Annotated in this window: 18 protein-coding genes; 17 read left to right on the top strand and 1 reads right to left on the bottom strand. The window is 53.2% G+C overall.

Going from position 1 to position 12,975, the window contains the following annotated elements:
* Positions 1-140: 140 nt before the first annotated feature.
* A complete protein-coding gene (locus QW71_RS07380) occupies positions 141-1,007 on the bottom strand; it encodes a YitT family protein (protein ID WP_047013668.1) in 867 nt (288 codons plus the stop codon).
* Positions 1,008-1,348: 341 nt separating this feature from the next.
* On the opposite strand from QW71_RS07380, the gene QW71_RS07385 reads away from it, so the two are divergent.
* The 17 genes from QW71_RS07385 to QW71_RS38865 all read left to right on the top strand — a co-directional run.
* The gene (locus tag QW71_RS07385) at positions 1,349-1,612 is read left to right on the top strand and encodes a YqhV family protein (RefSeq protein ID WP_042138738.1); all 264 of its coding nucleotides are present in this window, start codon (positions 1,349-1,351) and stop codon (positions 1,610-1,612) included.
* A gap of 82 nt (positions 1,613-1,694) precedes the next feature.
* Positions 1,695-2,696 carry a stage III sporulation protein AA gene (gene spoIIIAA, locus QW71_RS07390; RefSeq protein WP_039295484.1) on the top strand — a complete coding sequence of 334 codons (1,002 nt, stop codon included), beginning with the start codon at positions 1,695-1,697 and terminating at the stop codon, positions 2,694-2,696.
* Positions 2,689-3,207, top strand: coding sequence for a stage III sporulation protein SpoIIIAB (gene spoIIIAB, locus QW71_RS07395; protein ID WP_039295486.1), 519 nt, complete (start codon positions 2,689-2,691; stop codon positions 3,205-3,207). Before spoIIIAA ends, spoIIIAB begins: the two co-directional genes overlap by 8 nt.
* 13 nt (positions 3,208-3,220) lie before the next feature.
* Positions 3,221-3,424, top strand: coding sequence for a stage III sporulation protein AC (gene spoIIIAC, locus QW71_RS07400; RefSeq protein ID WP_020426549.1), 204 nt, complete (start codon positions 3,221-3,223; stop codon positions 3,422-3,424).
* Positions 3,425-3,433: 9 nt separating this feature from the next.
* A complete protein-coding gene (gene spoIIIAD / locus QW71_RS07405; protein ID WP_039295491.1) occupies positions 3,434-3,823 on the top strand; it encodes a stage III sporulation protein AD in 390 nt (129 codons plus the stop codon).
* Positions 3,824-3,869: 46 nt separating this feature from the next.
* Positions 3,870-5,141, top strand: coding sequence for a stage III sporulation protein AE (gene spoIIIAE, locus QW71_RS07410; RefSeq protein WP_039295493.1), 1,272 nt, complete (start codon positions 3,870-3,872; stop codon positions 5,139-5,141).
* Positions 5,142-5,214: 73 nt separating this feature from the next.
* On the top strand, positions 5,215-6,018 hold the full coding sequence (locus QW71_RS37825) for a stage III sporulation protein AF (protein WP_052769923.1): 804 nt from the start codon (positions 5,215-5,217) through the stop codon (positions 6,016-6,018).
* A 54-nt stretch (positions 6,019-6,072) separates the two neighbouring features.
* Positions 6,073-6,711 (top strand): stage III sporulation protein AG, encoded by a 639-nt coding sequence (spoIIIAG, locus tag QW71_RS07420; RefSeq protein WP_039295496.1) that lies wholly within the window; start codon positions 6,073-6,075, stop codon positions 6,709-6,711.
* A 78-nt stretch (positions 6,712-6,789) separates the two neighbouring features.
* Positions 6,790-7,680 carry a SpoIIIAH-like family protein gene (locus tag QW71_RS07425; RefSeq protein WP_039295498.1) on the top strand — a complete coding sequence of 297 codons (891 nt, stop codon included), beginning with the start codon at positions 6,790-6,792 and terminating at the stop codon, positions 7,678-7,680.
* A gap of 257 nt (positions 7,681-7,937) precedes the next feature.
* Complete coding sequence (gene accB / locus QW71_RS07430; protein ID WP_039295500.1) at positions 7,938-8,447, top strand: acetyl-CoA carboxylase biotin carboxyl carrier protein; 510 nt, start codon at positions 7,938-7,940, stop codon at positions 8,445-8,447.
* 56 nt (positions 8,448-8,503) lie between these two features.
* A complete protein-coding gene (accC, locus tag QW71_RS07435; protein ID WP_039295502.1) occupies positions 8,504-9,847 on the top strand; it encodes an acetyl-CoA carboxylase biotin carboxylase subunit in 1,344 nt (447 codons plus the stop codon).
* A gap of 119 nt (positions 9,848-9,966) precedes the next feature.
* Positions 9,967-10,383 (top strand): Asp23/Gls24 family envelope stress response protein, encoded by a 417-nt coding sequence (locus QW71_RS07440; protein ID WP_039295505.1) that lies wholly within the window; start codon positions 9,967-9,969, stop codon positions 10,381-10,383.
* Positions 10,384-10,455: 72 nt separating this feature from the next.
* Complete coding sequence (amaP, locus tag QW71_RS07445; protein ID WP_039295507.1) at positions 10,456-10,995, top strand: alkaline shock response membrane anchor protein AmaP; 540 nt, start codon at positions 10,456-10,458, stop codon at positions 10,993-10,995.
* Between the two features lie 15 nt (positions 10,996-11,010).
* Complete coding sequence (locus tag QW71_RS07450) at positions 11,011-11,244, top strand: DUF2273 domain-containing protein (RefSeq protein ID WP_039295509.1); 234 nt, start codon at positions 11,011-11,013, stop codon at positions 11,242-11,244.
* A 215-nt stretch (positions 11,245-11,459) separates the two neighbouring features.
* Positions 11,460-11,909 (top strand): transcription antitermination factor NusB, encoded by a 450-nt coding sequence (gene nusB / locus QW71_RS07455; RefSeq protein WP_039295510.1) that lies wholly within the window; start codon positions 11,460-11,462, stop codon positions 11,907-11,909.
* 31 nt (positions 11,910-11,940) lie between these two features.
* Positions 11,941-12,798: a bifunctional methylenetetrahydrofolate dehydrogenase/methenyltetrahydrofolate cyclohydrolase FolD gene (folD, locus tag QW71_RS07460; protein WP_039295513.1), complete on the top strand. Its 858-nt coding sequence runs from the start codon at positions 11,941-11,943 to the stop codon at positions 12,796-12,798.
* Between the two features lie 9 nt (positions 12,799-12,807).
* On the top strand, positions 12,808-12,975 hold a 168-nt coding region (locus QW71_RS38865), incomplete at its 3' end, for an exodeoxyribonuclease VII large subunit (RefSeq protein ID WP_160311783.1).

The following is a 12,975-nucleotide window of genomic DNA, read 5'->3' on the forward strand; positions in this document are numbered from 1 at the left end:
AGTTGTATTTCATACAATTAAACTGACTTTGTACCTTGGTTCCGGCCCATTTGGGCAAATTTAGTTGTACGGAATACAGTTATAAGATGTTCGCATCCCTTTTCGCTGTTTTTAATTGCACATTATACAACTATCCTCTTTTAACTCAATCGTCTGAACCGGCCCATAATCTCCACCGTCTCCAGCACGTTGACGAAGGATTTCGGATCTGTCTCAAGAATAGTTTTGCGCAGGTCAGCCAGCTCGTAGCGGGTAGTTACCGTCATCAGCATCGTATTGCCTTCATGGCTGTATCCGCCCTCCGCATTCACGACGGTGACGCCGTGCGGCAGACAGGTCAGGCGGTTCAGCATTTTCTCGCGCTCCTTCGTGACAATGAAGCAGGTCAGCTTGACGTGGCGGATGTGGATCATGTCGACTACACGGCTTTTGACGAAAATACAGAGCATCGCGTACAGCGCCGAATCCCAGCTTTTGAAGAAGCCCAGGCTTAGGATGACCAGACCGTCCATCACGAACAGCACAGTTCCCATAGGAATGTCCCGCTTGCGGGTAATAATGGAGCCCAGAATATCGAATCCGCCGGAAGATCCCCCCGCACGCAGCGAGAAGCCGACACCGCCGGCAATGATAACACCGCCGAAGATACTGGCCAGAATCGGGTCCTTGGTAAGCTTCACCACAGGGATGATATTCAGGAACCAGGTGGTGAAGATAACCGACAGCATGCTATAGCAGATGTATTTCTTCCCCACGGCTACGAAACCCCAGATCAGGATCGGCAGGTTAATGGCGAAATAATACAGCGAGATATACTTCGGATTCGTTAAGTAGCCAATAATGGATGCCGTCCCTGCCACGCCGCCGCTGAGCAGCTGATGCGGAATCAGGAACAGCCGGAGCCCGCCCGCTACCAGAAAGGCTGAAAAAATGATAATGGCTACTTCTTTTACCTGTCTGGCTACTGTTCCCGATACGAGCGGTACTACGAAATTACGAACTTGCATGACTGTGATCCCCTCTTTTTCCGATGTCTTTATCTACATTTCTGCGGCGCTCGGACCCACTCCAGAAGCAGTTAGGAAGGCTTAGTTTCTCCAGCAGCCTGCCCTTCTATTTTCCAGAGCTCCATTTTTTTGCACGCGCAAAATTAATTTTATCATACCGATGATATTTTTTTATAGAGGAGAGCACTATGATTTCTTTCACACCTGCTTAAATCTCTGCTAGCTTCCTGCATTTCTTCTTGTCTAAAGTGGACAGCTTCTGCATATCCATGGATAACAGCTTGTTTATTGCGAAGCGGATTCTTTGGTATCCATAGATTTGTACAAGGGAGTTGAACAGTTTGGACAAGTATGTGAGCTGGATGGCGGGACTTCGGCTGCTGTCAGGCAGTGTAGAGATTGCTGCTGCACTGATTATGCTGAGGCTGAACCAGGTGGATAAGGCGCTCGCGGTTAATTCCGGGCTGGCGCTGGTCGGGCCGACAATCCTGATTCTGACCACAGCGGTCGGCCTGACGGGGATGGCCCAGCAGCTGTCGTGGGGCAAGCTCGGCTGGATCGGCTGCGGTGTGGCCTTTCTCTTAATCGGCATTCTGAAGAAATGATAGATGATAGTCATAAAGTACAAGTACAAGCATAAATATGGAATAAAGCTATTTAGTAGAGGACAACTTGGGGGTACTTTGTATGGCAAATGATTGGCTTCTATTGTTTCCCGAAAAAGTAAGAGCGCTGCTCGGCGGCCTCCCCGCTGCGCTCCTGGACAAGGTGGAGGAAGTGCGCGTCCGTGAAGGACGGCCGCTAGAGATTAATTACTCCGGCAAATATCATTTTGTCGGTGTGAACGGCAGTCTGACTCAGCTTCCCGTAGAAGCCTACAAGCCGGACCGGGAGGATACGCACCGGCTGCTGGACCTGATCAGCAATCATTCGCTGTATACGATGGAAGAGGAGCTGCGCAAGGGCTTCATCACGATTCCCGGCGGGCACCGGATTGGCTTATCCGGCCGGACGGTCTTAAGCGGCGGGGGGGTTGAGCATCTCCGCGATATTACCGGCTTCAATGTGCGGATTGCCCGCGAAGTGCACGGGCTGGCAGACGGCGTGCTGCCTTATCTGCTGGACCGGGGACGGCAGCGGATTATGCATACGCTGATCCTCTCGCCGCCGCAGCATGGCAAGACCACGCTGCTGCGCGACCTCGCCAGGCAGATCTCAGCCGGAGGGCAGGGCGGACGCGAGGGCAGCCGCCCCGGCCTCAAGGTCGGCATCGTCGATGAACGCTCGGAGATCGCCGGCAGCCGCCGCGGGATTCCCGCCTTCGATGTCGGCCCGCGCACGGACATCCTGGACGGCTGTCCCAAAGCGGAAGGCATGATGATGATGATCCGCTCACTATCGCCCGATGTGCTGATCGCCGATGAGATCGGCCGCCTGGAGGATGCGGATGCAGTAACCGAGGCGCTGCACGCCGGCATCTCGGTAGTCGCTTCCGCGCATGGCAAGGAAGTGTCCGAGCTGGCCCGCCGTCCCGGCCTTGGCGGTCTGCTGGAGCACCGGATGTTCGAGCGGTATGTAATCCTGCACCGTTCGGAGGTTGGCCTGTCCTTCCGCATCCTGGACGCCCAGAAGCGCGGGCTGCTGCTGATCTCTCCGGAAGAGCGGACAGGCGGTGACCGGCATGCTTAAGCTGCTCGGGGCAGTGCTCATCGTGCTTGCGGGCACGCTGGCCGGCTTCAAGCGGGCTGCCCAGTATGCTGACAGGCCCCGGCATATCAGAGGCCTGATCGCAGCGCTGCAGCGGCTGGAGACGGAGATCCAGTACGGCTATACCCCGCTGCCGGAGGCGCTGCGCCGGATCGGGATGCAGAGCAAGGAGCCGCTGAGAGCATTCTTCCTCACCGCAGCGGAAGAGATGAGCCCGCCGCATAACTGCAGCGCCGAGGAAGCCGTGCAGCGGTCCATGGAGATTCACTGGAGCAGCGCTTCCCTGAAAGGAACAGAGAAGGAAATTTTCCGGCAGCTCAGCTGCACACTCGGAACCAGTGACAGATCGAATCAGAGCACGCATATTGCACTGGCTTTACAGCAATTGAAGCAGGAAGAGACAGCGGCCAGAGAAGATCAGGGCAAATATGAAAAAGTGAGTAAAAGCCTGGGTCTGCTGCTTGGAGCATTGATCGTCATTTTGATCTTTTAGCGAGGTGCCAGGAATGAATATTGAAGTCAACGCGATCTTTCAGATTGCCGGCATCGGCATCATTATCGCCATGATCCACACGGTGCTTAAGCAGATGGGCAAAGAGGACATCGCCCACTGGGTAACGATTGTCGGTTTTATCATCGTGCTGTTCATGGTGATCCGCATGCTGGACGGACTGCTTCAGGAAATCAAAACGATCTTTCTTTTTCAATAGGCTGGGGTTATGGAAATCATTCAAGTAGTGGGAATAGGGATTCTGTCGACCGTCCTCATCCTTGTCCTGAAGGAACAAAAGCCGATGTTCGCTTTTCTGCTGACTACTGCGGCAGGCATACTGATTTTTCTGTTCCTGATCGGCAAGATCGGAACGATTCTCGGCACGCTGGAGCGGGTGGCAGAGTCCTCCGGGATGGAAATGATCTACATCAAAACCGTGTTTAAAATCATCGGCATTTCGTATATCGCGGAGTTCGGGGCACAGATCGTGCGCGATGCCGGACAAGAATCGATCGCTTCCAAAATCGAGCTGGCCGGCAAGGTGCTGATCATGGTGCTGGCCGTACCGATTATCAGCATCATTATAGAAACGGTGATGAAGCTGCTGCCTGCGTGAGATTCAGAAGCAGTAGCGGAAGGCCACAGGAAAGCGGGGTGAGGGTATGCAGGAGCGCAGTATTTTTCGTCCGCCAAAAGGTTGCAGGCTGCTCGTTCTGCTCCCCTGTCTGCTGCTTCTGCTGTGTGCAGGAACCGCTTATGCAGCTCCGGCTTCTCAAACGCAGACACAGACACAAACACAGGCGCAAACGCAAACGGGAGGCAGCGGAGGCTCCTCATCCCCTGTAGACCAGTGGGTGAAGGGGCAGGTAGAGAACCTTCCTACAGACGGGGTAGAGACGTACTGGGATCAGCTGATGAAGGACTACGGGGGCTTTTTCCCGGAAGGCAAAACACCCTCGCTGATGGATATGCTGCTGCCCGGAGAAGACGGATTAAGCTTCAAAAGCGTATTGTCCGGCCTGACCCGCTTCATGTGGCATGAGGTGCTCTACAACGGCAAACTGCTGGTTACGATTGTGATGATCAGCGTGCTGAGTATGATTCTGGAGACGCTGCAGACCGCTTTTGAACGGAAATCCGTCAGTAAAATCGCTTATATGCTCTGTTACATGGTGGTACTGGTCATTGCCGTGAACAGCTTCAACATCTCCATCGGCTATGCCAAGGATGCCATTGACCGGATGATCGACTTCATGATGGCGATGATTCCGCTGCTGTTCGCGCTGCTGGCTTCGATGGGCAATATTGTAACGGTGTCGGTGACCCATCCGCTGATCGTGTTCATGATCCATACGGTGGGCACGATGATTCACAGCATAGTGTTCCCGCTGCTGTTCTTCTCGGCGGTGCTGCATTTGGTGAGTGCGATGTCGGAGAAATACAAGCTGACCCAGCTGGCCAACCTGCTGCGCAATATCGGGGCCGGATTGCTCGGAGTGCTGCTTACCGTCTTTCTCGGGGTAATCTCGGTCAGAGGAATCACCAGCTCGGTCACTGATGGTGTAACCATCCGCGCCGCCAAATATATCACAGGCAATTTCGTGCCGGTTATCGGCAAAATGTTCGCAGATGCCACTGATACCGTAATCTCGGCATCACTGCTGGTTAAGAACGCCATCGGGCTCTCGGGGGTCATTATCATCCTCTTCCTCTGTGCCTTCCCGGCAATCAAAATTCTGGTGCTGGCCCTGATCTACAACGTAGCCGCCGCCGTTATGCAGCCGCTGGGTGAAACGCCGATTGTGACCTGCCTGCAGACGATCGGCAAAAGCATGATCTACGTGTTCGCCGCGCTGGCTGCCGTATCGCTGATGTTCTTCCTGGCCGTCACCATCATGCTGACCGCCGGGAATGTCACCGTAATGATGCGATGAGGCGGATAACATCCAGGTCCGTTTGTATGAGGTATGAGGCAGGTTGTGTGAACAAACTTTCAGGAGGTGTGCCATGAGCTGGCTCAGCGGATGGCTCCATGAACTGATTCTGGTGGTGCTGATGGCCGCTTTTGTCGAGATGCTGCTGCCCAGCAAATCCATGGAACGCTATGCCAGGCTGGTGCTCAGTCTGCTGGTTTTGCTGACCATGCTGAGTCCGATCGTCTCCATGTTGAAGGGGGACGCCAGCAAGGAGCTTAGCCTGGCCATGGAGCAGCAGGAGCGGAGCGGCGGGCTGCTCTCAGGTACAGGAGATGGCGCGGACTCGCTGGAGAAGATTCTGGCGGACGGGCGGATGCTGGCAGAGGGGGCGCGTGATCAGAGCCTGAAGCTTGCCGCCGAAGAAATAGCAGGGCAGATGCGCGATCAGATTGCCGGCAGTACCGGAATCCGCGGCGTGAATGTTACGGTGAAGCTGGGCATGGGGTCGAATCCGAGTGCGCCTCTGGGCGAAGAGGTGCCGGTGATCTCTTCGGTCACGGTAGATATGCCAGTGGCGGGAGCGGTTGCTGCAAGCGGCATACCAGGTTCAGCAGAGGGCTCACAGCCTGCTGCTAGTCCGGCATCCGAACCGATACAGATTACCCCTGTAGAACCGGTCCAGATCAGCCTGGACCAGGACGGGACGGCAAGCGAAGGTTCTGGAGCCGCAACGGGTGTTTCGCAGCCTTCAGCCGCAGGAAACGGGACGCAGGAGGAACAGGCAGCAGCGGTTGTAGAGGCCGAATCGGTCAAAAGGCTGCTCGAGCAGAACTGGAATCTGGACCCGGATTCGATTCATGTGCTGAGCGGCGGCACCAGCGCCGTGAAATCATAAGACAGAGACCAGGGAACACAAGGCAGAATGCCATATACAGAAGGAGGGAAATCAATGGCCAATTGGCTGAAAAAGCTGGAGCAGTGGGCCGGCGGCGGAAGCGGCAACCCGAAGAGGAGTCATACTTTTCGCTGGCTGATCATTATTGGCTTGCTGGGCGTAGCTATCATGCTGTTCAACTCCTTCGTGAATGTGAAGAAGCTGGACAGCGAGAATACGGGACGTGAACCGCCCGTAAGCGAGACCTCTCAGGCGGTCCTGCAGCAGGAGGCGGTGCAACCCAATTCTTTTGACAGCATCGAGCTGGCGATGGAGAACCGGACGAAGGAGATTCTGGAGAAAATCGTCGGGGTCGGCACAGTTGACATTATGGTCACCGTGGATTCCACAGAGGAAATAGTCGTGCAGCGCAATATGAATGATTCGCAGGCGCAGAGTGAGGAAACCGATGCCAGCGGCGGTAAACGCCATACCACACAATACACCAGGGACGGCGAAATCGTAACCTACAGCCAGTCCGGCGACGAAACCCCGATTATCACCAAACGGATCAAACCCCAGGTGCGCGGTGTGCTGGTTGTCGCCAAAGGGGCAGAGAATAAAGTGGTGCGTAACCTGATCGAGCAGGCGGTCGAGAAAGGGCTGAACGTGCCGAGCTACCGGATCTCCGTCGTTCCGCGCAAGCAGGAATAGGCGTTCAGCTTACAAGCCAGACATAAGCAAGCGAATTCGTAGAGGCATATTCAATAAAACTTTTAGGAGGAATCACAAATGAAGGGCAAAAGACAAACGATTTGGCTGGTTTCGATGCTCAGTTTAATGGTGGTGCTCTCGGCTTATTACCTGTTCACGGAAGACACTGGAGCTTCCATTCCCAAAGAAACCGCGGGCAGCATTCAGGTGGACACCGTGAAGGACGGGACGGGCGGCGGGACAGCTACTACGCTTGACAGTGGGCTCGTGATCAACGAAGTAACAACTGATGATTCTGTTACTGCCGATGCGGGAACCCAGACAGATGACAGCAAAACTGCTGCTGTAACTGAGGATGCCGGCAAAGATGCTGCAGACGAGACCGCAGCCGCTGACGTGACGGATGATACCACGTCCGCAGCAGTAACGGATGACAGCAGCGCAGCAGCTAACAGCTCCACCGCTGACAAGGATACGGCCGCAGCAGATACAGCGGGCAAGACAGACAAACCGGCAGCAAGCGCCGACAAATCAGCAGCAGCTTCCACAGAGAAGACTCCGGCCAAGGATGATGCGGCTATTCTGGATGAAGTAGCTTCCCAGAGCGTATCGGCCAGCAGCATGTTCACGAATTACCTGTATGAACGCGAGCAGCAGAATCTTAAGGACCACAATGATCTGCTGGCTCTGATTAATGACATGGATAAGACACCTGCGGAGAACGCGGTCGCCCAGGAACAACTCAGCAAGCTGGAGGAAAAAGAATCCAAAATCACCGGAATTGAAGAGCAGCTCCAGCAGAAATACGGTGAAGCTATTGTGAAAGAGGAAGCCGGAGATGCGTACACGATCGTAGTGCTAAGCGATAAGCTGGATGTGAAGCAGGCCGTGGGCATCGTTGACCTTGTAATGAAAGAACTGAGTGTGTCCCAGGACAAGATTAAAGTCCAATACGTATCGGAGCAGTAAGCCCTCCTGAATTAAATGAAAGAAAATAGAATAAAATGCCGAAAGAGCCCCTCTTTCCATTTCTAGCGTTTGTGATATAATACATAAAGTTATCTTGAAATATAAGAAGAATACGCAGGCAGCGGTTATCCTGAAAGCGATTCTAAAGAACCGCAAGCAGACCGAATCACAGGTTACCCGGGAAGAACGGAATATCGTACCCTGCTTATCTGCGTCCAAAATGGCTTCGAGAGAAAGCTGAAGGAGTGAACTACCCAATGTTCAAGTTAAGCGAGATTAAGGAATTAATTAAATTGCTGGACCAGACCTCTTCCGTACATGAGCTGGAGATTGAAAGCGAAGGTATGAAGCTGGCTATCCGCAAACCGGATCGCCCTGAAGCTGATGGAACAGCAATCCAGGCGACTCCTTATGCCTACCCCTTTACGCCAGCACCGCAGCCGCAAAGTCCGCAGCATGTTGCTCCTCCGGTTGTCAGTGAAGTTCCTGCTGTAACGCAGCAGCAAGCATCCTCCGCTGAAGGCGCATTACATAAAATCGTCTCTCCGATGGTAGGGACCTTCTATAGTGCTGCTTCTCCGGAAACACCGTCCTTTGTAAGTGTGGGAGACCGGGTCCATGAGAAATCAACGGTCTGCATCATTGAAGCCATGAAGCTGATGAATGAGCTGGAAGCGGAAGTGAAAGGCGAAATCGTCTCCGTCCTGGCCGAGAACGGCCAGTTAGTGGAATACGGCCAGCCGCTGTTTCTGGTGAGAGCGGAATAATTGCCGCGAGAATCATGAGGAGCCTGCAAGCTTCGCTAAACTTTGGGAGGAAAAGCATGAACATTCAAAAAGTGTTGATTGCCAACCGCGGCGAAATCGCGGTCCGCATTATCAGGGCCTGCCGTGAACTGGGCATTTCCACCGTAGCAGTCTATTCGGAGCCGGACCGGGATTCACTGCATGTCCGTCTGGCTGATGAAGCGTACTGTATTGGTCCGATGCCCGCCAAGGACAGCTATCTGAATTTTACAAATATTATGAGCGTAGCCACGCTCACCGACTGTGATGCCATTCATCCCGGCTATGGCTTCCTGGCCGAGAATGCGGATTTCGCGGAGATTTGTGAATCCTGCAATATTACATTCATAGGCCCCTCTCCGGATGCTATTACACGGATGGGTGACAAGGCTGTAGCCAAAGAAACCATGAAGCTGGCCGGAGTTCCGATTATTCCGGGCTCTGACGGGCTTGTCGGCGACATAGAGGAAGCGGTTATGCTGGGCCGTGATATTGGTTATCCGATCATCGTCAAGGCTACAGCAGGCGGCGGAGGCAAAGGCATCCGCATTGCCGAGGACGAAGCATCACTGGTGAAGCAGATTACAGCTGCCCAGCAGGAAGCGCAGAAGGCTTTTGGCAACGCTGGTGTGTATCTTGAGAAATTCCTGACCGGCATGAAGCATGTGGAGATTCAGATTATCGCCGATAATCATGGCAATGTAGTCCATCTGGGTGAACGGGACTGCTCCGTGCAGCGCCGCCGCCAGAAGCTGATTGAAGAAGCGCCTTGCTCCGTGCTTACCCCGGAGGTCCGTGATGCAATGGGTCAAGCGGCTGTACGGGCTGCGCAGGCGGTAAATTACTCGGGAGCGGGTACGCTGGAATTCCTGCTGGGGCCGGACGGACAGTTCTACTTCATGGAGATGAACACGCGTATCCAAGTTGAGCATCCGGTAACGGAGATGGTCACCGGTGTGGATCTGATCAAGGAAATGATCTCTGTGGCGGAAGGCAACCCTTTGTCCTTCACCCAGGAGGATATTGTGATCAACGGCTGGTCGATTGAATGCCGCATTAACGCCGAGGACCCTGAACGTAATTTCATGCCATCTCCGGGCAAAATCGGCTTCTATCTGCCGCCGGGCGGACTTGGAGTGCGGGTGGACAGCGCGGCTTATCCGGGCTACACCATTTCACCTTTTTATGACTCGATGATCGCCAAGCTGATCGTCTGGGCGCCGACGCGCTATGAAGCCATTGCCAAGATGAAACGGGCTTTATCCGAATTCGCTGTGGAAGGCATACATACAACCATACCTTTCCATCAGAGATTGCTGGAGCATCCGGTATTTTTGGACGGGAATTTCGATATCAAATTCCTGGAAGAGTATGAAATTTAGGACGACTTCTCATTGTTTGTCATAAAGTTCGTCAAATGATATAGTATGTTTAATAAGAGACGTGCTGCCTGCTTGAAATGCCCGAATAACTTTTTTACCGGAAAGGTGTGAAGTCCAAAATGAGTACATTGCCGACAGAATACGAACGTACGGAAATTGGTGAGATCCAGATTGCTCCTGAAGTGATCGAGGTTATCGCAGGTTTGGCAACCGTAGAGGTTAAAGGTGTGGCCGGAATGAGCGGCGGTTTCGCCGGAGGAATCGTGGAGCTTCTCGGACGCAAGAACTTGTCTAAGGGCGTTAAGGTTGAAGTTGGACAACGCGAAGCTGCAGTGGATGTATCCGTAATCATTGAATACGGCAACCGTCTTCCTGAAGTGGCTGCTGAAATTCAGCGCAACGTTAAGCGTTCCATCGAAACCATGACCGGTCTGACTGTGGTAGAAGTGAATGTGCATATCCATGATGTGCAGTTCAGAAACGCCACAAGTGTTGACAAAAGCGAAGATACAGACGCGGTTATCCGCGTGAAGTAAAGGCCTTTGTTCTTCCATAAACCCCCGACGTACGTCGAGGGTTTACCTTAATTTAAGGAGGTTATGTGACTCGTGGCCAAAATTCTGGACAGGCTTCTGCTGTTCCTTTACAGCTTAAGTATCGGAATACTATCTGTAATTGCCATCCTCCTCTTGAGCGGCGCCATTCCGGACACGTTTGAGATTCCTGACGGGCCGGGGGCCTATATCGCTGCGATTACAGCTGCGGTTATTCTTTTCCTGCTGAGCATCCGTTTCTTCTACATCTCCCTGCGCCGCGACCGTGCTTCCCTGCCGTCCGTGGATCAGCGTACAGAGTATGGGGACATTCAGATTTCCATGGAAACCATCGAGAACCTCAGCCTCAAGGCTGCAGGCAAAGTGAAGGGCATCCGTGATCTGAAGTCGCGCATCCGCGTCTCGCAGGCCGGACTTGAAATTATGATCCGGGCAGTTGTGGACGGCGAGCATTCCCTGCCTCTGCTTACTACGGAGGTGCAGCGCCAGGTGCATGATTTCGTGCAGGAAACAACCGGAATTCCGGTAGCGGATGTATCTGTATATATTGCTAACCTCACACAATCACCAAGCTTCAAAAGTCGAGTGGAATAGAGGTGAGTTTCCCTTATGTCTTGGAAAGAAGTATGGGAAAGTCACGGGGGTAGAATTGCCGGAGTTACCTTCGGGGTCGTTCTCGGTTTGATTTATCTGATTAGCGGTTTTTGGGATATGCTGTTCTTTGCACTGGTAGTGTTCATCGGATATACGCTTGGCAAAAGAAAGGATACCGCACAGGCTCCCCTGTTTCAGTGGCAGGAGCTCGTGAGCCGGCTGTCCGGACGCTGGCGTCCCTTCAAATGAACCGCGATAGTCTTTCTCCCGGAAGCCTGGAACCCGTTACTTTGAGTTGCTGACCTGCGGAAGAACGGCTGCGCGGTTTTTTGTATGTGTGAATTGCAGCAAGGGATTGAAGTTACAGGGTATAGCCCAGAATAACTGTATCCGCCGCAAATGCTTTAAGAAGATTTAAGAAATTCAAATACAAAGTATGCTAGTTAAGACTGTAGGAGGAACAAATGAAAAGACGTTTAGCGAGAGAAATTATTGTCCAGAGCCTGTATCAGATGGAAATGAATGATGTGGAAGTTACCGAGGCTGTAGAAATGCTGATTGAGGAAGCTGCCGATGAGAACGAAACCGAACGCGTCATCACTGACGAGACCGAGCTGAAGGCTTATGTGATAGCCCATGTAAACGGCGTTTGGGAGCACAAAATGGCCATCGACGATATGCTGGAGCATTACCTCAAAGGCTGGCAGATGAGCCGCCTGTCCCGTGTTGACCGTCAGATTCTGCGTCTGGCCACGTTCGAGATGATTTTTGCCAGCGATGTGCCAGCTAAGGTAGCTGTCAATGAGGCGATTGATCTGGCCAAGCATTTCGGCACCGATGATTCCGGTAAATTCGTAAACGGCGTACTCGGCAAGATGATTCAGGATGTAGATACGCTTAGAGCGGATCTGTAATCGTTAAATAGACAAAAGGGGAGAGACTTACATGACAGCAGCGATTATCAGCGGTAAACAGGTATCGGACGAAATTCGGATCAGCATTGCCCGGGAGGTTGCAGAGCTCGCGGAACGTGGCGTTAAGCCCGGTCTTGCTGTCGTTCTGGTCGGTGAAGATCCGGCTTCTCAGGTCTATGTGCGCAACAAAGAGAAATCATGTATTGAGCTGGGCTTCCATTCCGAGGTTCACCGGCTGGATGCGGCAACCAGCCAGGAGGAGCTGCTGGCTCTGGTGGCTGATCTGAACGGCCGTGATGATATTGACGGCATTCTCGTGCAATTGCCGCTTCCGAAGCATATTGAAGAGAAGGCAGTTATTAATGCCATCTCCGTGGAGAAGGATGTTGACGGGTTCCATCCGGTCAATGTAGGGAATCTGGTGATCGGTGATGACAGTCTGCTCCCTTGTACTCCTGCGGGTGTCATCGAATTGATCAAACGGACAGGTACTGATATTTCCGGCAAGCATGCTGTGGTTATCGGCCGCAGCAATATTGTCGGCAAGCCGGTGTCCCTGCTGCTGCAGCGTGAGAATGCCACGGTTACCATGTGCCATTCACGCACGGCGAACATGGCTGAACTCAGCCGTCAGGCGGATATTCTGGTTGTTGCCATCGGCCGGGCTAACTTCATCGATGCTTCCTTCGTGAAGCCGGGTGCAGTTGTTATTGATGTCGGAATGAACCGCCTGGATACCGGCAAGCTTGCCGGTGATGTCGATTACGAGAGTGCCCGTGAAGTCGCCGGGTTTATTACGCCTGTGCCGGGCGGAGTAGGGCCGATGACGATCACCATGCTGATGAGCAACACGCTGATCGCGGCCAAACGCCGCCACGGCCTGAAGTAGGCTAAGCTTATGGCGGCAGAGCGGCAGGTTTACTCCATTAAGGAACTTAACAAGTATATCCGCATGAAGCTGGATTCGGATGCGGTGCTCTCCGATGTATGGATCCGCGGTGAAATATCGAATTTCACCCACCACGGAAGCGGGCATATGTATTTCACGCTGAAGGATGAGAGCAGC

Source organism: Paenibacillus sp. IHB B 3415 (genome assembly GCF_000802655.2).
Lineage (GTDB): Bacteria > Bacillota > Bacilli > Paenibacillales > Paenibacillaceae > Paenibacillus_AQ > Paenibacillus_AQ phytohabitans.

Coding starts and splice junctions, on each gene's coding strand:
- QW71_RS07380 (WP_047013668.1), bottom strand. CDS start 1,007: ATGCAAGTTCGTAATTTCGTAGTACCGCTCGTATCGGGAACAGTAGCC.
- spoIIIAA (WP_039295484.1), top strand. CDS start 1,695: ATGGCAAATGATTGGCTTCTATTGTTTCCCGAAAAAGTAAGAGCGCTG.
- spoIIIAB (WP_039295486.1), top strand. CDS start 2,689: ATGCTTAAGCTGCTCGGGGCAGTGCTCATCGTGCTTGCGGGCACGCTG.
- spoIIIAC (WP_020426549.1), top strand. CDS start 3,221: ATGAATATTGAAGTCAACGCGATCTTTCAGATTGCCGGCATCGGCATC.
- spoIIIAD (WP_039295491.1), top strand. CDS start 3,434: ATGGAAATCATTCAAGTAGTGGGAATAGGGATTCTGTCGACCGTCCTC.
- spoIIIAE (WP_039295493.1), top strand. CDS start 3,870: ATGCAGGAGCGCAGTATTTTTCGTCCGCCAAAAGGTTGCAGGCTGCTC.
- QW71_RS37825 (WP_052769923.1), top strand. CDS start 5,215: ATGAGCTGGCTCAGCGGATGGCTCCATGAACTGATTCTGGTGGTGCTG.
- spoIIIAG (WP_039295496.1), top strand. CDS start 6,073: ATGGCCAATTGGCTGAAAAAGCTGGAGCAGTGGGCCGGCGGCGGAAGC.
- QW71_RS07425 (WP_039295498.1), top strand. CDS start 6,790: ATGAAGGGCAAAAGACAAACGATTTGGCTGGTTTCGATGCTCAGTTTA.
- accB (WP_039295500.1), top strand. CDS start 7,938: ATGTTCAAGTTAAGCGAGATTAAGGAATTAATTAAATTGCTGGACCAG.
- accC (WP_039295502.1), top strand. CDS start 8,504: ATGAACATTCAAAAAGTGTTGATTGCCAACCGCGGCGAAATCGCGGTC.
- QW71_RS07440 (WP_039295505.1), top strand. CDS start 9,967: ATGAGTACATTGCCGACAGAATACGAACGTACGGAAATTGGTGAGATC.
- QW71_RS07450 (WP_039295509.1), top strand. CDS start 11,011: ATGTCTTGGAAAGAAGTATGGGAAAGTCACGGGGGTAGAATTGCCGGA.
- nusB (WP_039295510.1), top strand. CDS start 11,460: ATGAAAAGACGTTTAGCGAGAGAAATTATTGTCCAGAGCCTGTATCAG.
- folD (WP_039295513.1), top strand. CDS start 11,941: ATGACAGCAGCGATTATCAGCGGTAAACAGGTATCGGACGAAATTCGG.